At 53.7% G+C, this 19,717-nt stretch carries 17 protein-coding genes; 5 read left to right on the top strand and 12 right to left on the bottom strand.

All coding sequences use genetic code 11. The features are described from left to right. Positions 1-184 precede the first annotated feature (184 nt). The gene (locus AC2FFH_RS16230) at positions 185-1,417 is read right to left on the bottom strand and encodes a flavin-containing monooxygenase (protein WP_496844807.1); all 1,233 of its coding nucleotides are present in this window, start codon (positions 1,415-1,417) and stop codon (positions 185-187) included. A gap of 572 nt (positions 1,418-1,989) precedes the next feature. Between AC2FFH_RS16230 and AC2FFH_RS16225 the strand changes: the two genes are divergently transcribed. Beyond that, entirely contained in the window at positions 1,990-3,264 is a 1,275-nt protein-coding gene (locus AC2FFH_RS16225) for an adenylate/guanylate cyclase domain-containing protein (protein WP_496768405.1), read from the top strand. Between the two features lie 199 nt (positions 3,265-3,463). On the opposite strand, the gene AC2FFH_RS16220 is transcribed toward AC2FFH_RS16225, so the two are convergent. From AC2FFH_RS16220 to AC2FFH_RS16210, 3 genes are all read right to left on the bottom strand, one after another. Then, positions 3,464-3,871, bottom strand: a complete 408-nt coding sequence (locus AC2FFH_RS16220; protein ID WP_496768403.1) for a universal stress protein — start codon at positions 3,869-3,871, stop codon at positions 3,464-3,466. Between the two features lie 60 nt (positions 3,872-3,931). After that, entirely contained in the window at positions 3,932-4,381 is a 450-nt protein-coding gene (locus AC2FFH_RS16215) for a phasin family protein (RefSeq protein ID WP_271952496.1), read from the bottom strand. A gap of 133 nt (positions 4,382-4,514) precedes the next feature. Then, a complete protein-coding gene (locus AC2FFH_RS16210) occupies positions 4,515-4,985 on the bottom strand; it encodes a c-type cytochrome (RefSeq protein ID WP_496844805.1) in 471 nt (156 codons plus the stop codon). Positions 4,986-5,248: 263 nt separating this feature from the next. Between AC2FFH_RS16210 and AC2FFH_RS16205 the strand changes: the two genes are divergently transcribed. Together AC2FFH_RS16205 and AC2FFH_RS16200 are read left to right on the top strand one after the other, a co-directional pair. After that, positions 5,249-6,469, top strand: a complete 1,221-nt coding sequence (locus AC2FFH_RS16205) for an APC family permease (RefSeq protein WP_480647919.1) — start codon at positions 5,249-5,251, stop codon at positions 6,467-6,469. 48 nt (positions 6,470-6,517) lie between these two features. Continuing rightward, the gene (locus AC2FFH_RS16200; RefSeq protein ID WP_496844804.1) at positions 6,518-8,134 is read left to right on the top strand and encodes an MFS transporter; all 1,617 of its coding nucleotides are present in this window, start codon (positions 6,518-6,520) and stop codon (positions 8,132-8,134) included. Positions 8,135-8,143: 9 nt separating this feature from the next. On the opposite strand, the gene AC2FFH_RS16195 is transcribed toward AC2FFH_RS16200, so the two are convergent. The 8 genes from AC2FFH_RS16195 to AC2FFH_RS16160 all read right to left on the bottom strand — a co-directional run bounded on the left by AC2FFH_RS16195 (position 8,144) and on the right by AC2FFH_RS16160 (position 18,136). Further along, positions 8,144-9,718 carry a trypsin-like peptidase domain-containing protein gene (locus AC2FFH_RS16195; protein ID WP_496844803.1) on the bottom strand — a complete coding sequence of 525 codons (1,575 nt, stop codon included), beginning with the start codon at positions 9,716-9,718 and terminating at the stop codon, positions 8,144-8,146. A gap of 150 nt (positions 9,719-9,868) precedes the next feature. Next, the gene (locus AC2FFH_RS16190; protein ID WP_496782527.1) at positions 9,869-10,369 is read right to left on the bottom strand and encodes an Hsp20/alpha crystallin family protein; all 501 of its coding nucleotides are present in this window, start codon (positions 10,367-10,369) and stop codon (positions 9,869-9,871) included. Positions 10,370-10,565: 196 nt separating this feature from the next. Beyond that, entirely contained in the window at positions 10,566-11,684 is a 1,119-nt protein-coding gene (locus AC2FFH_RS16185) for an ABC transporter permease (RefSeq protein WP_496768375.1), read from the bottom strand. Next, entirely contained in the window at positions 11,685-14,381 is a 2,697-nt protein-coding gene (rbbA, locus tag AC2FFH_RS16180) for a ribosome-associated ATPase/putative transporter RbbA (RefSeq protein ID WP_496768373.1), read from the bottom strand. It lies immediately after the preceding gene. Beyond that, entirely contained in the window at positions 14,378-15,337 is a 960-nt protein-coding gene (locus tag AC2FFH_RS16175; RefSeq protein ID WP_496844802.1) for an HlyD family secretion protein, read from the bottom strand. Before AC2FFH_RS16175 ends, rbbA begins: the two co-directional genes overlap by 4 nt. Before the next feature lie 383 nt (positions 15,338-15,720). After that, a complete protein-coding gene (locus AC2FFH_RS16170) occupies positions 15,721-16,260 on the bottom strand; it encodes a SnoaL-like domain-containing protein (RefSeq protein ID WP_496741379.1) in 540 nt (179 codons plus the stop codon). Between the two features lie 296 nt (positions 16,261-16,556). Beyond that, positions 16,557-17,342, bottom strand: a complete 786-nt coding sequence (locus AC2FFH_RS16165) for a formate/nitrite transporter family protein (protein WP_496768369.1) — start codon at positions 17,340-17,342, stop codon at positions 16,557-16,559. 347 nt (positions 17,343-17,689) lie between these two features. Further along, entirely contained in the window at positions 17,690-18,136 is a 447-nt protein-coding gene (locus AC2FFH_RS16160; protein WP_085824830.1) for a universal stress protein, read from the bottom strand. A 271-nt stretch (positions 18,137-18,407) separates the two neighbouring features. Between AC2FFH_RS16160 and AC2FFH_RS16155 the strand changes: the two genes are divergently transcribed. Both AC2FFH_RS16155 and AC2FFH_RS16150 read left to right on the top strand, forming a co-directional pair. Then, positions 18,408-18,893, top strand: a complete 486-nt coding sequence (locus AC2FFH_RS16155) for a hypothetical protein (protein ID WP_496768365.1) — start codon at positions 18,408-18,410, stop codon at positions 18,891-18,893. A gap of 134 nt (positions 18,894-19,027) precedes the next feature. Beyond that, positions 19,028-19,552: a flavodoxin domain-containing protein gene (locus tag AC2FFH_RS16150; protein ID WP_496768363.1), complete on the top strand. Its 525-nt coding sequence runs from the start codon at positions 19,028-19,030 to the stop codon at positions 19,550-19,552. The last annotated feature ends 165 nt before the right edge of the window (positions 19,553-19,717 follow it).

Raw genomic sequence — 19,717 nt, 5'->3', positions numbered from 1 at the left:
TCTGAGCCTCTCTTCGGCGTCTACTACATCCAGACTCAAGCAGAATTTCAGCGCCCAGAGGCTAAGGTGTTCGTCAACTGGCTTAAATCTCAGTCGCAAGTCGTATCGGCACACACGTCCAAAAGCTGATCTTGTTACAGTTGGAAACCTTCGATCCAAGCTAGGCTCGAGGCTGTCGCGTAGCTTATTTGTTCGAAGTAGAAATCAAGTGATCAACTACGTACTCCGCGTCCTCGCCCACGCCATAAAACAGGCCAGACCCTTGTGTATGCATCCAATGCAGTCCGCAGAAGTACAGGCCTGCTATATCCGTAGCACCTCGCTCATATAGCGGATAGCCAGTCTCATCGAAGACTGGCAAGTCGATCCATCCAAAATCGCGGTGAAACCCAGTTGCGTATATGACGGTTGAAACATTTGCTGCAGCCAAGTCGAAGAACGGTGGTTCAGGTTTGGGCTGCCAGTTGATCGGGACAACAATTTCCTTGGGATCATCGAGTCCATTCTCTGCAACAAACGTGTCGATGCTCTCCATTTCCGCGCGACACACATCGTCCACTGCCTTGAGCGTCTCTTCAAGTCCGCCCGCCAAAATCAGACACCCGTCTTGAACACCCTCAACCTTGCTGTGTAGTTTGACCCCGTCGAGCGCCATCTGGCGCAGATCATTAATACGACCACCCTCTCGCCCTGAGAGATGTGGATGGGCTTTGAACCGGATAGCTGTCCCTTTGGGATGGTCCTTTACCGCCATGTTCATGTACCCAGTCGCCAAGTCCCATTCAAAAATGTCGCGACCCCTATAGCGACGTGGGATGCGGCCAGCACTGCCCACTGCGAGATGTACGTCGCGCCCGGATAAGTGCAGGTCCTCAGCGACCTGACACCCTGACTGACCACTTCCAATAATGAATACCGCACCATCCGGTAGGCTCGCTGAGTTGCGATAGATACACGTATGTATGCCAGTAACCCTTTCGGGCAGATCGTAATGCCAACTTGGTATATTCGGGTGTTGATGCGTGCCGACGGTGACGATCAAGTTCTGCGCTCTGATTTCGCCATCTGATATGGTTAGTTTGAACCGACCCGGTCCTGCACTTGCCTCGATTCTAGCCACCTCGACGCCCCCTCGATAGGGCGGACCAAAACTGCTCGCATAGTCTTCGATGTACTTGACGATCTCATCGCGGAGCATGAAACCATCGGGATCATCCCCATCGTAATGGAAACCTGGAAGTCGGCAGAGTTTGTTAGGAGAGACAAGGCAGAACGAGTCCCAACGGTTACGCCATGTATCGCCAATCTGCCCGCGGTCCAAAACAACGTGATCAAGGCCAGCCTGCTTTAAGTGCCAGCTAACGGAAAGACCAGCTTGACCTCCGCCCACAACCACAGTGTCAATCAGGGTGTACATAACAGCAAACCTCTCTATGAAACTCTATCGGCGACAGCTAGTTGCTTCAATGTATCAATGTCCGCTCAGGGCTCGAACTAGACCTTCGATGCCGCTGGCGCAAATGGCGGCTTTGGGCCGTCCTCGGTGGTAGTATTATGTGAGGCGGGGTGCTTGCCGCACTTGCTCCGAGGTCTGCGATGAGCCGAGGCTGTGTGAAAACTCTGACCGGTTGGCGAAATATGTCGAAAATACCCTTTATGTGCGTTCTTCCGCGCTTCTGAGAGAGCAATTTACACAGGCGCTGAAAACGAGCTCGACAAGAGAGTTGGTGGGCCGGAGTTTTCACACAGCCTCAGCCCAAACTACCCAGATATCGCACTGCGGCGAATGTCCTGTTCTCAAACCGCAGCCAGATGTACTCCGCTTCTAGTCCGTGACGACGACCGCTATGCTGTTCGATATCGGAGGGAAGCGGTGTGACGCATCTTCAGAAACCCGTAACGGCTGATCGTACAGCTGTAGAGCGCGCGCAAGGACGGCTGACGCGTCGCAACGAAGACAGATTTGCCGAGGCAGAGCAGCAGGGTCTTTTGCTGGCCGCGAAGGTTCGAACCACAGCACTTTGTATTGTTTTGATCTGGGTTGCGATAGACACACAAAGCCGCGGTGCCAGCTTTCTCTACGATATTTCTCAGGTTGCAGTATTCGCGGTGCTTGGAATCTTGCAGTACTTTTCAGCCAAGCATAGCGCGAATGCCAGTGTAATGAACTATGTCTTCGTTGCCATCGACTGTGCTTTGCTGGCTTTCATCTCCAGCACTCCAAACCCTTTCGCTGAATACAATTTACCACCTGCGATCCTGATGAATGGAAGCCAGTTCACCTATTTCTATCTCTTCCTGATGCAGGCAGCATTCAGCTTTCGCCCAAGCCTGGTTCTCTGGTGCGGTTTTTGCATCGTTACAGCGCGCACAGGAATGCTGGTTTGGTTTGTGAGCCAACCTGGCGCCTATACCAACCTCGATCTTAGTGAGCGCACTGTGGAGGACTTTTTGATGGCGCGCTCTGATCCGAATTTCATCTTTCTGGGATTTTGGGCTCAAGAGATCATCGTTTGCTTGCTTGTTACTGCTGGCCTCGCCGCCTTGGTACGTCGCTCTCGGCGGCTTGTAGAAAGTCGAATTCGTACGGAGCGGTCACGCTCCAATCTTGCACGCTACTTTTCGCCAAACGTTGTGGACCGTCTCAGTAGTGCCGAGGACAGCTTTGGCGATGCGCGTGAACAAGACGTCGCTGTCATGTTTGTTGACATCATCGGGTTTACCTCCATGTGCGAGAACGACGCCCCTAGCGATGTCGTTGATTTCTTACGCGGGTATCATGACAGGTTGGGCAAGGCAGTTTTCGAGAACGGAGGCACACTGGACAAATATCTGGGCGACGGGCTGATGGCGACCTTCGGGACACCAGAGGCCAGTGAGAACGACGCCAGAAAGGCACTTCAATGCGCCTTTGACATGTTTGAGGCATTGAGCATCTGGAACCGTGACAGGAGTGCCGAAAGGCTTCCTCCGGTACGCATTGGGATTGGCATCCACTTCGGTCCCGTTATCTCAGGTGACATCGGAAACCAACGCCGTCTTGAATACAGTGTCATCGGCGATACCGTGAACGTCGCAAGCAGGCTTGAGCAGCTGTCCCGGAAACTAAAAGCCTCTTTGGTGGTTAGCGATTTATTGATCGAGGCAATAGATCCGACGGACAAGATCGGGCAATCTTTAATCAAAAGATTGGTTCCCGCCGGAGTGCAAGATTTGAGAGGAAGACGCGGAAAGATCGGCGTTTGGACCTACATACCGAAATAGTAAGTATTTGCTCATGGCTTTGCCATTCCCCTGAATTCAACTTTCGCAATCCATTCAGTCGGACCCACTCATTGAGCTTATCAACGCCTTCCATTTCCACATGTTCATGCAGCGTGTGATGATCGTAAAATAACTGGGATCTGGAAAGTCGACTCATCCACGACGCTAAATCGACGTGCGGCGCTTACCAGAAACCGGTTCAGCGGACCACATGGACAGAACAATTAGCGTGGTGAACGACCCGGTTCGCAGTCGACCCAATAAATATGTTCTCGATTCCCGGCTTGTGTGAGGCCAGCACTATGCAATCGATTTTGTTTTCATTTGCGAAATCAACGATCGCTCGGCCAGCGCTCCCCGAGATAAGCCGCGGTTTCGCGCCCGGTAGCTCTGCAGCGTTCCGATGTAAGCCTTCCTGAAGCTCTTTTCGCGTGTTTGCCATAACTTCCTCGGGTATCTGGGATGCCACATATGCAGGGATCGGTTCCTGCACATGGAGCACTGTGAATTCCGCATTTGCATTCGCCAGCAAACGAGCAGCTTCAAATGAGGCCTGTGTATCATGATCTTTGTCCAGCGCGACTGGTACCAGAATGTTTTTATACATATTAGCTACCTTCCATTGCTCCAGCTACGATCTTTCCGGCCTCCGCAGTGATGCGGCACACTAAACCGGTTCTGATTTCGAAGACTTACCCGCTTTCTTTGCTGTACTTGCGACATCATCTATTGTCTTTTCTACAGCTTCGGCTTCGGTTTCCGCTGCAAATGCTGCACATCGGGCAACTGTTTCGAACCATTCCTGAGCGTCAGCCACGAGGCGTTCGGCTGAATGCTTTTGCCACTCTGCTATGGATTGCAGTGCTTTCGCCGGATCAGTCGGGTCTGCAGCAGACGCCGAGCGCGCAGCTTCTAGCGCGGTTCGAACAGCCTCGTGGCGCCTCTCAAACCAATGTTGAGCAAAGGCCTCTGCCTCTTTCAGTGATTTCTCCTGCGTGTCCCAAAATTGCTCAAGCTGTGCGCCTAAAAACGGATTGGCCGTAGTAGTCGGCTGCATCTGCTTGAAAACATCAACAAGTGGGTTGGAGTAACTTGATTTTGGCTTCTCTTCAGGCATCGGAGATTCCTCCTCATCTTCCCAATGCTGAATGTTACCAAATCCCGTAGAAAATAACCTTAATGTAGATCAACCGGCGTCAACAAACGTGGGCAGTGGTCCTCTACAATCTAATGGCAGCATTTGTACCAACCTACTCGATTTGTATGGACTCAAGATAATAAATCACATTTGCCAACGGCACACCTGCGAACATTGGCTGGCCGTCAGGCATGGTCAGCGCAACTTTTTGGTCCGAATCCAAAGCTGGTCCAAAAATGGGCATTTCTCCGCCATGCGCGAGCAATGGTGCGCGACCATCAATTTGACGCGCCACCTCCTCAATCGGAAAAACACCGTCGTTTTGGGCCGCAAGCCTGGTCAGATCAGGCGTCCTTATTGCCAGCATCTCCGCCATTGGACCATCTCCAGTGGCCTCGAAACCATGGCATTGCCAGCAATAGGTTCTGTAGAGATTGTGCCCGTTTTGAAGGTCAATATCCTGCGCCAGTGCAGCACTTGCAGCAAATATTGACAAAAGAAGTCCGCGACAAACTAGCATCTGTTCCTCCTCCGAGATCAGCATTTCGAGTTGAAAATACGCGATATCGAATGAATGCTTCATTGATCTCGCTCATATTCAACCTTTGAGTACCAGCTGGGAAAAACCATCACGAAACGACGGTCGCAGCATTCGGATCCGCCTCTCTGATCAGTCTTAGCGCCTAATGATATAGATCAATGCCAAATAAAGAATTACATATCAAAGTATGAATGTTTCAGAAGGAGCTCGGCATGAGCGGTGATGAGCCCTTGGTTTATCATCGGGGTGCTTGTTTGCGGCACAGCTTCGGTAACCCGGCAATTGCCCATCAAGGAGTGAGGTGAATGCATACAGTTGATCCACCGTCCCCTAAACTCCGACGTTCTCTCACCACCCCGTTGCTTACATTATATGGGCTCGGTGTTACCGTCGGTGCGGGAATTTATGTGCTCGTCGGCGCAACCGCCGAGGCCGCGGGCCCTTATGCTGCAGTTTCGTTTCTTGTTGCAGCGCTCGTCGTTTCGCTGACGGCTTTGTCGTACGCCGAACTCGCGACACGCTATCCCGTAAGCGCGGGTGAAGCGGCATACGTTGAAGCGGGATTTCAAAGGGGCTGGATGGCGGTTCTAATCGGTCTTGCCGTTGCTGCGTCTGGGATTATTTCAGCCTCCGCTGTTGCGATTGGGGCGGCCTCATACCTTCACACCCTGACGGGGCTTGGCACCGCATTGCTTACGATCTGCGTTGTGTCGGTAATGGGGCTGATTGCACTCTGGGGCATTACACAATCGGTATTTGTGGCAGCCGTGATCACGGTCATCGAGATCGCGGGGCTTCTTTTTGTGATTGGCTGGGGCATGTCTGTGCAGGAACCGCAAGGCCATGAAATTAGTGAGATGATTCCGGGGCTCGAGCTCAGTACCTGGCGCGGTATTATGGCGGCATCTCTGCTGGCTTTTTTTGCCTTTGTCGGCTTTGAGGACATGGCAAACGTCGCGGAAGAGGTAAAAGACCCAACCCACACAATTCCAAAGGCTATCCTTTTGACGCTCGTTCTGGCGACGGGTTTGTATCTAGCGACCTCGATCACGGTCCTGCTCGTTGTTCCTATCGATACCTTGTCGACCTCGGCCGCCCCACTCACGCTGGTTTTCTTCGACGCACCCGAAGTAATCAAACAAGGGTTCGCCGCAGTCGCGGTTGTTGCAACAGTCAATGGCGTCTTGATCCAGATGATTATGGCGTCGCGGGTGATCTATGGTCTTGCCGACCGGGATCATCTTCCGAAAATACTGGCGACTGTCCCGCAGGTTACCCAAACACCGGTCGTCGCAACCCTGTTGGTAGTTGCGATAATCCTTCTGCTGACGCAAACTCTGCCAATCGGCATACTAGCGGAACGCACATCCCAGATCGTTTTGGGAGTGTTTGTTTTGGTCAACATCTCGCTGATATTGCTGAAGTCCCGGCCAGGGTCAACTCGGGAACATTTCCGCGTACCTCTTGTTGTGCCAATCCTTGGGGTGCTGACCAGCGCTCTGCTTTTTGGTGCCGGATTTCTCTGAGAGGAAAACCGACAGCACAGGGTCATCAGAACGGGGTCCGACTGACGCATGAACACTGACCGATCAACAATTGGAAGGCGGATTTCAGGCTGGTGGCACCGGACTTTCGTTGATCTGGTCGCACAATTGCAATGGTCTTACTTGCCACCATTGATGGTTTACTTTGCGGCCGGGGTTTCGGGACTAACATCCGTCGTCGGTGCGTTTTTTCTTAAAGACTATCTGAATCTATCCGCCGCCTCTGTTGCGGGATTGGCATTCTGGGCCGGGTTGCCGTGGATTCTAAAAATGCCGCTGGGTCATCTTGTTGATCTGTTCTGGCGCTGGAAATCCCTGCTGATTGTCGTTGGCGCATCCCTTATCACGACGTCATTGCTCATCATGTACAGGCTTGTGGCTGCGCCTGACCAAATGGCCGGCATTATGCCACTTGAGAATTGGTACGTCGTTGCCTTGATGTTGGCTCCTTCAGGTTATGCCATTCAGGATGTCGTTGCTGACGCCATGACAGTCGAAGCAGTGCCGCAATCGGACCGAGACGGACGCGCGTTTATTCAGGACGAAGTTCGTGCCCGGCACACCACCATGCAGACCCTCGGCAGGATTGCGATCATATCCGGGTTTGCAGGGGTCGCCGCGGTTAACATCTGGATTTTTTCGGGGGCGGAAAATCTGGAGCAAGCCGATCGTTTGGTTCTCTACGGTCGGGTCTATCTCATTGCCCTGGCTATCCCACTGTTGTCTGTCAGTGGAGTGGTTCTTCACGCTCTGATACAGCGTCGCCTCGTTCGTCGAGGACACCTTCTGCACAGACCAGATCAAACCACCGAAGTAAGGTGGCCGATACTGCTGGGCGGACTTGCGTTTGTTGTTCTCAGCATAGTGTTGGGAACCGCAAATTTTGCCTTCGCGCAAGAGACCGTTTTTGCGGTGTCGCTCACGGTCATTCTCTACCTCATGTCGCGTTTGCTGAGAGAGCTGGAGTGGAAACAGGCCAAAGTTCTGATCGGGACAGCAACTATCATTTTCGTTTTTCGAGCAGTTCCCTTGCCAGGACCGGGCCTGACCTGGTTCGAGATCGACGAGCTTGGGTTTGACGAACAGTTCCTGGCCATTCTAGCGCTTCTGACCTCACTACTTGCTCTGCTTGGCCTGATTATCCTCAGGCCGTTTATGGCAAGTCGTTCGATTGCGCAGGTTGTAGTGTTACTCACGATTGCCGCCGGAGTGCTGTCCCTGCCAAACCTTGCCTTGTACTACGGGGTGCATGAATGGACGGCCGCGCGCACAGGTGGGGTCGTGGATGCAAGGTTTATCGCCATTCTTGACACAGCCGTTGAGTCACCGCTGGGTCAGATCGCGATGGTCCCAATGTTGGCTTGGATCGCGCGCAACGCCCCAACACATCTGAAGGCTACCTTTTTTGCGGTCATGGCGTCGTTCACCAACATGGCATTGTCAGCAAGCAGTCTCGGTACAAAATACCTGAATCAGATCTTTACCGTTACCCGCGCGGTTACCGATCCCAGAACGGGTACCGTTGCCTCCGTCGCTGACTATAGCCACTTAGGGAACTTGCTGATTACCGTGGGCTTGATCTCTGTCATCATCCCACTGGCTGTGGTTTTTCTTGTGCAAAACTCGCCTTATCAGACGCGCGATTGAATATGCGGATCAATCGCTTTCATCGAGAAGTATCTTGAGGTGTGACACCGGAACGCCAATATTCGAGCCGCCAAATTCCGGTAAGATCGCGGCATTGATAGCAACCACCTCGCCGTTTCGGTTCAGGGCAGGTCCGCCGCTTCCGCCGGTTGTGGTTTCCGCATCATAAACGACCGCACCGGGGCTCGTCTGGGCGACGATCCCCCGGCTGGCCAGAGGCCTGATCTTGTTCTGCTCTGAAAGGTTTTTGGCAATCGACCAGAAATCGACGGTGCCATCGCTCTCAAGCGTTTTCAGAAAATCCGGACCGGCCTGCACAATCAAGGCCTTAAGGCCAGTCGGAAATCCAAGCAGGAAGACTTCTTCACCTGCCCGCGGCGGGTCAGGTGCCAGCGAAAGCCCAAGTCCTTGAACCCGGCTCGCATCAACAGACAGAAGCGCCAGATCGGCCGTTTTGCTTGCCCTAAGCAATACCGCTTCCATTGGCTTGGATTGCTCTGGCAGATAAGCCAGCAGACTAAGTATCTCGGCCTCAAGCCCTGCGGCCTTCAGGGCCTGCGCCCGATCCCCGGTCGTCCAGGGCAAGGCGACATGACGGTTGGTCACCAAAAGAGAGGTGTCATGCAGCAGAAACCCGGTTCCGGAGAACTGAAACTCTGCCGGCGCGCCTGTTGCATCCGGTTCAATCCATGGTTTCCCGAATGGAGTTTTTAGTTTCTCCCCGTCCGGGCCAAGCACATGCCGCAGCAATTTACCGCTTTCGGTTTGTCGCAATCCGTAGGCCCCTTGGATAAAGGCAATGGATCTCGTCGAGGCCGTGACTACCCGCCTGGACGCACCTGCACGGTCTTCCAATGTCCCAAGGCGCTGCTCGGTGGAAATTACCTGGTTGTCAAACGCCTCTCTGAGCGCGACCAGATCATCCGCCGTCAATGCATCTTCTCGTGTCTGTGCGAGCATCACGGCAACCGCCTCGATCTTGAGAGATTCCTGTTTAAGGCTGTCCGCCAGCTTCCGGTCGTTCTGAAAAAGCAAATAGCCAAAGGCAAAGATTAGAAGAAGTACACCAATAACGGTAACCCTGAACAAAACCGTGGTTTGTGAGGCCAGCCGACGCCCGCCTTCGCGCAGCGCACCGGACATTTTTCTGGCCAAGGGTCGTCGGCTGGAGCGCGTATACACATAAGCGTCACTTATTATGTCTTCGACCGTGTGATGTGCAGGGAATGAGTGGTCACACACCCTGTAGCGCGACATGGGGCCCTCTTCACCGAATTCAATCATGTCGCCATGCCCAAGAATTGTTGAAGCGGTTTTTTGACCGTTGACCCAGATTTCCCGGCCGGGCAACGCGTTTAGCGTGAAACCGCCTTGCGACCACTGAATGGTCGCCACGTCTTCGTCATGCGGGGGCAAATCCTCTTTCCGCCTGAACTTCAGGATACGATCAGGACCCACCGAAGCAGCCAAAGCGTTGCCGACAAGCCAGGTAACGGTTCCGCGGGACGGCCCCGTCAAGCTCTCCAGAAATGCACGGACATCGCCAGTTTCACTTTCCACATCGCTTTTGTCAGGCGTCCGCATCGTCCATCTCAGTTCTCTAGCGCTATTGGCACATTATCATGCCCAGCAGTGAAACCGCTATGGTGGGCAATAATGTGCTCGTTTTAAGAACACCAAGGGTCCGCGCATGCTGCCCGGACCATGATGGTTGCGCGTGCGCCTCCATTGCGCCTATTTCGATGAGACCTTAATCTTCCGGCTGGGATCCTGAGGTTCGGTTTTCGGCATCGTGACGTGCAGGACACCTTTGTCGAACGCAGCGGAAATCTCCTCGAGATCGACTGCATCAGGCAGCGTCATTGTCCGGGTGAAACTGCCAAAGCTTCTCTCGCTAACGCGCAGATCGCCCGTGTCATCATGTGTGACCTTCTTCTGGCCTCGCAGGGTCAATCTGCGGCCTTTGATTTCGACTTCGACGTCGTCTTCTTCGAGACCCGGCAATTCAGCCGTGAGAACGATCGCTGTATCCGTTTCGTGGATGTCAATCGCCGGCGAAATCGCACCCGTCATGTCCAACGACGGGAATCCCGTGCGTTGCGCGGCTGTTTCCAGCGGCAGGAATGGCGCTGCGCCCCCGAAAAAGCGCGACATCATGGATTCCATTTCGCGTCGAAAATTATCAGAGAGCGGATGTGTTCCAGCAAACAGTTGTGGTTTTTTGTCTTCAAGCATTTTCTGATCCTCCTCCTTTGGTGCGATTGGGGGGAGGCTGCATTATGGCAAAAGATGCATCTAGTTGCCTTGATCTTGCGCAACCAAGTGTCCTCGGTATCGCGTCAAGAGACATCCCGACCGTATCGGCATTCTGAAATGAAACAAGGCGTATTACCAGTCATACGTCCAGGCCAAGGGGCAAAATGATCTAACTCTATTGCGCCACCGAGCGTCTGAAAAGCATCAGGCTTGACGCCAGAAGGATTGCGCCGAGTAACGCCATCCATAAGAGCTCTGGCCAGACCGTCTCAATCCCCACACCCTTGAAGATAATGGATTGGCTGGCGGACATGTAATGGCGGGACGGGAGGACCGATGTTCCGATCTGAAGCCAGTCGGGCTGACCCTCGATCGGTGTCTCTCCCCCTGACAGCATCAGCATCGGAAGGACTGTCAGCATTACCAAAAGTGCAAATTGCGCCATTGAGCGTGCAATCGTTGCAAGAAATACCCCAAGTGCGGTCGCCGTGAAAAGAAACAGGGCGGTGCCAAAAAGAAACAACCCTTTTGAACCGGCGATGCTGATCCCCAGGGCACCCTGCATTACAAAGGTCAAGGACAAGGCTGCGGCAACCAGAACCACAGCAGCGTTTGCCCAAATCTTGGCCATCGCAATGTCAAACGGTGTAAGCGGCATCGCAAGCAGGTGTTCGATTGTTCCATGTTCACGCTCGCGGATCATTGCGGCACCGGTAAGGATCGTGGTCAGCCACATGATCTGGCCGATGAGAGCCACGATGCCGGCAAAACGAACAGTATCACGGTTGGGATTGAACGCACTGCGCATGATGATATCGACGGGCAATGACTCAGCCAGGTCCGCACCAATGGCAAAGCGACGGATCTCGGCGCTGAGGATATTGATGATATAGTTTGCGCCAATCCCGGCCTGTTCCATCGCCGTCGCATCAATCAGAACCTGAATTTCCGGCGTGCGCCCGGCGCGAACATCTTTCTCGAACCCTGGTGGCACCGCAACCACAAACAGGAAATACCCGGCATCCATCTTTTCGGCTCCGGTACCCGGTGCAATCTGGACAACGGGTTGAAACTCCGGAGGGAAGAACGCCGTGGCAAGAGACCGTGAAAGGGGCGAGCCATCCTCATCGGCAAATGCAATGGAGGCATTGTTGACCGAGTTCGAAACCCCCGTCGCCTCCATCACGGGTGCCAGGGTGAATGACCAGACCAGCAGCGCCATCATCACCCAGTCACGTCGAAGGCTCATCATTTCTTTCAAGCCAAGCCAGAAGATGCAGGACAACCGTTGCATTCACTTCTCCTGCGCTCGAAGCAAAAGGGCCGCGATCAACGTCAGCACCGGCCCGAAACAGGCCAGGGCGAGAAGATCGGGGGCAAGCGCACTCCAGCCCAGCCCTTTGGTGAAGGCACCGACATTCAGGTGCAGGAAATAGGATGACGGCCAGAGCGATCCGATTGTCTGCGCACCGCCTTCAAGCGTTGAAACCGGCTGCAGCAGGCCCGAGAACTGAATGGTCGGTACGACCGAGGCGATGGCGGTAGCGAAGGTAGCGGCCACCTGGCTCGAGGTCATGGTCGCAATGAGCAGCCCATAAGATGTGGTCGCCCAGACATACAGCAACGCGCCAATCGCCAGGGGAACCGGGTTGCCTTTGAGCGGTACATCAAAAACAAGGACCGTCATTCCGGCCAAGAGCAGGAAATTGGCGAACGCGATTGCGATATAGGGGATTTGTTTGCCAATCAGAAACTCAAGACGCGTCGTTGGCGTCGCATAGAAATTGGTGATGGTTCCCAACTCTTTCTCACGCGCGACGCTGACCGCCATCAGAACTGCCGGTAACATTATCAAAAGGATCGCTGGCATGGCCGGGGCCATTGCGGCAATACTCTCGAAACTCTGATTGTACCTGAAGCGTGGTTCGATACGGGCGATCTCGACCGGATGCACACCTTTTTGGCGGGCCATTGCCGCCAAAAAGGTATTGTGGAGCCCCGCCACATAACCTTCCACGGTCTCGCCCTTGAATGGAATTGCGCCGTCCACAATTGCAAGCACGTCCGTTGCTTCGCCAGAGCGGATCTTGCGCCCGAAATCAGGTGGGAGTTCGACAACCAGCGAGGCATCTCCTCGGGCCAGCCGTTCATGGCCCTCACCGATACTCGTCAGTGGCTGCGTTGGGTTGAAGTAGCGCGATCCTGAAATCTCTGCAATGTAGGCGCGGCTTTCTGGGCCCTGTGACAAATCCAGTACCGCGAAATCCAGTTCTTCGATGTCCAGCGTAATCCCATAGCAAAAGACCAGCATCAGGATCACCGAGCCCAGGAACGCAAACGCCAAACGCACGCGGTCGCGCAAAATCTCGATGGTTTCACGCCTCGTATATGCCAGTGCGCGCCTGATACCCCCGCCAGCGCTGTCATCAAGGGCATGAACCGATGCCTCAGGAGCTTTCACCGGTGCCGGAGGGTCAGCTGCCTTCAATACCGTGACAAATGCTTCTTCCAGACTGTCTACCTGTGCCCCGGCGATCAACTCATCCGGTGTTCCCTCAGCCAGAACACGGCCCGCGTGCATGAACGACACCCGATCACAGCGCTCTGCTTCGGCCATGAAATGGGTCGAGACGAAAATCGTCACTTCTTCATGTCTCGAAAGCTCAATCAGCAACGCCCAAAACGAGTCGCGCGCCTCAGGGTCCACCCCCGAAGTTGGTTCATCCAGGATCAGTACGCGAGGTCGGTGGATCACAGCGACCGCCAGGGAAAGACGTTGCTTGATGCCAAGTGGCAGCGCCGTGGCCAGCGTGTCCATATGTGCAATCAGGCCGAAGCGTTCCGCCAGTTCGTCGATACGCCTATCGCGGTCCGTGATCGCAAAGATGCGGGCGTGAAGCTGAAGGTTCTGCCGAACGGTCAACTCGCCATAAAGCGAGAATGCCTGACTCATATAGCCAATCTCGCGACGCATCCTCAGGTCGCGTGCATCAACCGGTCTTCCGAACAGTAGCGCCTCACCGTCACTTGCGGGCAGAAGACCTGTCAGCATTTTCATGGTGGTCGACTTGCCGCAGCCGTTCGACCCGAGGAAGCCGAAAATCTCACCACGGTTGATCGAGAATTCGACGTTATTGACTGCCGTGAAATCGCCAAAGCGCCGCGTCAATCCGCGTGCCGTGATCACTGGGTCTGCCTCACGGTGATGTGTGGGCGCTTTCCTTGGTGCGATCAGGGGATCTCCGTGCGCCTGCAACCGCCGGTAGGACGTTTCAAGATCGCTGGCTTCCCCCTTCAATTCTGCCGGAGAACCATGGAAGAGTACGCGCCCGGCATCCATCGCGACGATAAAGTCGAATTGTTCGGCTTCTTCCATATAAGCTGTCGAAACCAGTATGGAGAGGTCGGGTGAAGCCTCTCGGACCGCGTCGATCAGCGCCCAGAACTGACGCCGCGACAGTGGGTCGATGCCGGTGGTCGGCTCATCCAGAACCAAAAGCTTAGGATCATGGATCAGTGCACAACACAGCCCGAGCTTTTGCTTCATGCCGCCCGAGAGTTTTCCCATCAGCCGATCAGAGAAAGGCGCAAGCCCGGTTGCCGAAAGCAATGCTGCGATCCGGATGTCACGCTCCTGCTGCCCTTGTCCGAAGAGACGCGAAAAGAACTCAAGGTTTTCGCGCACCGACAATTCTGCATAGAGATTACGGCCCAATCCCTGCGGCATAAATGCGATCGCAGGGCAGATATGGTGACGATGGGCGCGGTCGTCGATTGGGCCTCCGAGAACATTGATTGTGCCGGATTGAAGCTTCTTCGCGCCGGTGATCAAACCCAAAAGCGTTGATTTGCCAACCCCGTCAGGCCCGATCAGTCCAATAAGCTGACCAATCGGCAGATCAAGCGACAGGTTATCCAGTGCAATGCGCTGGCGATACTTATGCGTGACACCGCTGATGCAGAAACCAGATGGGCCCGCCTGGGAATTCATTCGAACAGTTCGGGTGGAATCCGCCTTTCCAGATATTCCGGCCATACACTGTCAGAAGAAAGCCTGATCACAGTGATACCGCGAAGGCCGGTTTTCACATGTTCGATCCGTTCTGTGATCAGATCCTCAGGAATGCGAACCCGAACGCGAAAGACCAACTGTTCACGCTCGCTCAATGTCTCTACCTGCTTCGGAGTGAACTGGGCTTCGGGGGATACAAAAGTGACGGTTGCAGGAACGGCAAAATCCGGCAAGGCATCAAGTACGATGCGCGCCTCAGCCCCGATGGGCATCAACCCCGCTTCGCGTGCGGGCAGGTACACGTCCATATAGACGTTTTCTAAACTGAGAAGCGTAAGAATCGGCTCACCCGCGCCAACAACTTCACCGGGCTCAGCCAGTCTGTAAAGAATGCGCCCTGGCATAGGGGCAACAAGCGAAGCATCCTCGATCTGAGCAGTGATCCGGCGCACTTCGGCTTCGGCAGCCGCGATCTGGCTGTCCGAGGTTGCAACCCGGGCCTTGGCGGCACCCAGAACGGCGTCGGCAACCTGAAATGCGGTTTCGCGATCTTCAAAGACTGTCATCGAAATGTTTTGACCGGCCAACAGTGCCCTTGCCCGTTCCAGTTCCTGCGCCGCGCGACGCCGTTGGCTTTCTCGTTGGACAACAACAGCCTCGGCTTCGGCCTTGGCTTGACGCGCCAATGCTACTTCGGCTTTGGCGCGATCAAGCGCTGCAGACAGTTCATCAGTGTCCATCTCGACCAACAGTTCACCCACAACAACCAAGTTGCCTTCTGCCGCCAAAACCTTTGCAACCCGCCCTGCGAAGGTGGGGGCAATTTCCACTTGTTCGGCCTCTATCCGTCCATTGCCCTGTACAAATCCAACTGGCAATTCGCTGCTGTCTTCTGAAACGAATATGTACAACGCCGCACCTGCCAGGAGGAGCATTACGATGATCAGTATTGCGCGCACATTCTTTTTCATGATCTGGCGTACCGCGGTTAGAGCTACTAGGTGACGCTATCTCAAACCCCGCAAAATGCTTTGTTTTGGATCAAACAGAGCCCTTTAGAGGGTTGTTCAAGCTAAACTTGGGTAGAAAACCGGCGCAGCAGTCTGATTGTTAACCCGAATCTATGGCTCAATGCGGATTTCACGGCGTGACTTTCGATTTCGGTTGCGCCGAACTGACGGAATTGTTGCGCATGGGCAAGCATCACGCGGTCGAGACAAATGCCCAATTGTCCATCCATGGAGTCAAAGCACTTACAAGTCACGCTTCCAGCGTGCGGATGAAACCAACACTGCGTCAGTATTGCGGGTTGCCGCTCCTACTTCGGCAACATGAAGAACTCTTCCAGTACAATCTTTCTTTCTGCTACCGAATAAACTGCAATCTCGCTCAAGGCGATACGTTGTCCAGTTTCCTTCTGCTTTACGTCAGCCTTATATCGCACACTGAAGCGGTTTGGGGGATGAACATAGGGGCCATCGACGTCGAATTCGATGATTTCATGAGTTGCCAGCCAATCCTCTCTTTTCCCTTTGATAGCATCACGGCCTTTGGTGATGCGAAACTGTCGAACCGGAGGCACAACCGCTTCTATGGATTGAGCGTTCTCGGCATACATTTCATCAACATTTGTAAGGCCCCTGCGATCACGCATCGCCTGAACAAATGTTCTTCCAATATCGACTAATTCTTCCATGACAGCCCTCATTTTAGGCATCAACTGTATCACATCTTGCCTTTTCCAATCTTGACGAGGATCAATGAATTTAGATGTTGGCGAAGAATCCAGTTCGGGAACGAGAGGGCAATTAGTGCAGTGGTAAAGAACGGCCCAATTCCCGGCACCGTCATCAGCCAATGCGCCATCTCCTTGCCTCGTGGTCGGTGAGTCACCTCCGCATCCAACTCTCATATCTGACTGATCAACCGACTCGCATCCCGGTCAGCGGACTTAGGCAAGCCTGTGCCGCTTCCCCTTGTGTTGCATTATCATGCGACAACCGATATCGACCACGAAGACAACCATGCTCCTGGCATCTAGACTATTGAGTGCAGGAAAAGCTTGTTCTGGGCTGCACAATTAGACAACGCCTTGAAAACCAACTGAAACCGATCGTTTTGTTCTGGCGGGCGCAGTGATCGAAGAAGTGGGTCTTACCCTTTAGTAGCGCCAAGGTAAGCAAACCAGTAGGCCAAGGCGACTCCTCCCGCCCCGCCGACAATGTTGCCCAGAGTAACCCACAATAGATTGGTCGCCACTGAGAAAACCGGCACAGTTGCCCCCGCCGCCCAACCCTGCGGAAAGAAAAACATGTTCGCAATCGAATGCTCGAGCCCCAGCAACACAAAAGCAGTGACGGGCCACAAAACGGCCAGAACCTTGCCGGCGACGCTGCGGGCGGCAAAGGACAGCCAAACAGCAAGGCATACCAACCCGTTGCACAGTGCGCCACGGGCGAAGGCCTCCATCGGTTCCAACCCCGCTTTGGCATCGGCTATCACCACGGCGGTATTGCCCATCGGCCCCTCGAGCAGGCCGGTCAGAGAGAAGGCCAATGCAAGCCCGAGGGCGCCCGCGAAGTTTCCGGCATAGACGATGCCCCAGCTTCGAAACAGCAGTCGCAGCGGTATCTTGCGGTCGACCGCTGCGATCACCATCAAAACATTTCCGGTGAACAATTCTGCACCACCTGCGATCACCAGGATAAGGCCCAGGGAAAACACCGCGCCACCCAGAACGCGGATCGGCCCCGCAGCGCTGTCTGCCCCAGTAACCGCCATCGTATAAGCCGCTGCGCCAAACCCTATGAATGCCCCGGCCAGCATCGCAAGAACGAACATGGGTGCCATTGGCAACTTTGCCTTTGTGACCCCGGCAGTCTCAACTAACGTCGCAATTTCAGAGGGTTTATGAGCGTCGAACTGGGACGGGGTGTTCATGTCGGGCTCCAAAGTTTACACGGATCTACGTAGCAGGAAATTTACAGCCTATCTTCTGACCTCGAACCAATGCACAAATAAAAGGGGAAGTTCATCTGTTCCACCACAGTTCGGGTAGTTTCGCCTAACACAGTTTGGTCTCCGGTCATCGCCACAGGCACCCATGACCTCTGTTTCAGCCTCCGTTTTCTGCCACCGTCATGAAGCAGTGGATATCTGACTCCATTTTCACGGTCGGGAGTTCAGCGTCACGGAGTAGCCATCGAACCTTAGTTCTGTCACGAGGCTTCAATGCAAAGCTTATTGATCGTCATCGTTTTTGTGCCGATTGGGACCAAGTTTGATATTTAGGCAACGGTCAAAACCGCACAAGTGGCATTCCGACTGATGCCTTGAGAGGTGCTCCCTTGAATCAGGCTACCAATGCTTCCCAATCCGCGGCGGCCCGTCACAATCAGGTCTGCTGTGCATTGCTTGGCGCATGCGATGATCTCGTCGACCGGATCACCGCGTTGGGTATGTGTTTGCGAAACCGTCTGATTGTATTCTTTGGCAATCTCTTTACCCGCGGAAATGATCTTGTCTGCAGCCTGCTGAACCTCTTCGTCTGAAGGCATTGTCGTGACGGCGTGATAGCCAGCAACCGCGCCCATTGCGAAAGCCACGGTTTGCGGCTGAGGTGTATGGACAAGGTGAATTTGAGAGCCATATTTGCTTGAGATATCACAGGCAACGCGTAGTGCTGATTCTGACGCCTCCGATCCATCCAAGCCAACCACGATTTTATTGAACATGTCGCACTCCCTCCTTTGTGAAGGGTCACTATGGGCGAACTTGCGGCAACTGGCATTGACTCAAATCAACACTCTTCGCTGCAAATTCGAGCGTAGTCGTCCGTCCATTTCCAGAAGATTCACGGTAACCGAACCAACTTTAAGAATCGTTGGAATTGCAAACGGGTCAACCCAAAGAGGCAACAGCACATATTTATTGCGAAAAACCTTCCGCAGACGCTGCTTTTTCCAATGGGTATCAATTTAAGCCCAATGATAAAGATCAAGGGTAATGGCGAGAAGAATTGCAATTATGGACGTGCGTTACAGTTCGTTTGGTGAGGACGGCGGATTGCTTACGACACGAAATTCAATCTTATTCCAGAGGAAAACAACGATGCCCTCGTCTCCGTCTTGGGTTCGCCCAGTTGCAGTAGCCGCTGCACTCTTTGGTCTCCTTACCATTTTCTCAGGGGGAACGGCTCTATTTGGGGGTGCTGCTGCCAAAGCTGCAGTCGGAGATGCAGTTCCATTCGTGCTTTGGTTCAATTTTCTGGCTGGATTTGTCTATTTGATTGGCGCATTCGCAATCTACAAATCCACATTCTGGGTACAACGCATTGCCTGGTTGATTGGCTTATCTACACTATTGGTGTTTGCTGTTCTAATATTAGTGGCTCTTAGTGGCACGCCATTTGAATGGCGAACCGTCGGTGCAATGACCATACGCACTGGATTTTGGCTTGCCATAGCTTTTGTGCTTTCCAGAACAGTATGAGCCAGTCATTTCGACGTCGCGCCTTTACCCAGATTGCTTAGAGAGACCGGCATTTTTGATTGAAATCAAAGGCCGTGGCGAAGAGTTTCGGCATAGTAAGTTCGCTGTTTAGACCGGTTTGCGGGAGCGTCATTATGACAGTACTTATTGCCTACGGAACTATTGAAGGTCAGACCGCCAAGATTTCGCGCTTCATCAACAAAGTCACGTTAGGGGCAGGATACGAAACTAGGCTGATCGATATCGACCAACTGGCAGGTCCAGTGTCTTTGGAAGATGTAGACCACGTTATCCTTGCGGCTCCCGTCCATGAACGCCGGCACCCCAAGCCGTTCGAGGAGTTTTTAGAAAGGCACCATGACGCATTATCCTCGCGAAAATCACTTTTGCTTTCCGTCAGTCTAAAAGCTGCTTTTCAGAAAGGTCAGGAGGACGCGCGGGACTATCTTACCGAAATGCTGATGCGGACAAAATTCGAACCAGACGCGACCGCCTTGGTCGCTGGTGCCGTACGGCCTGATAATTACGGGTATTTTGAAAGAGAGATCGTCCAACACGTTGTCATGCTAGGCCAGAAGATTGATCCACGAGATGGCTTGAGAGAATTCACTGATTGGGATGCGTTGAAAACAACAGTAACAGCATTCCTGGACGATTAGGTCTGCCGTCACCTCGGAGAGCATCGAACCAATGACAGAGTTCGGCCGGCCTTTCACTGACTCGGATGAGGGCGCTGGGGTTATCCTTATATCGAGTGTCAACGCCAGATCAGGTGTACGATTGCCCAACTGCGTTTAACCTATGCCTCAACTCCGCCACAGTTT

Source organism: Ruegeria sp. YTSC003 (assembly GCF_059609785.1).
Note: the sequence above shows the minus strand (reverse complement) of the source record. Positions and strands in the feature narration are given on the sequence as shown.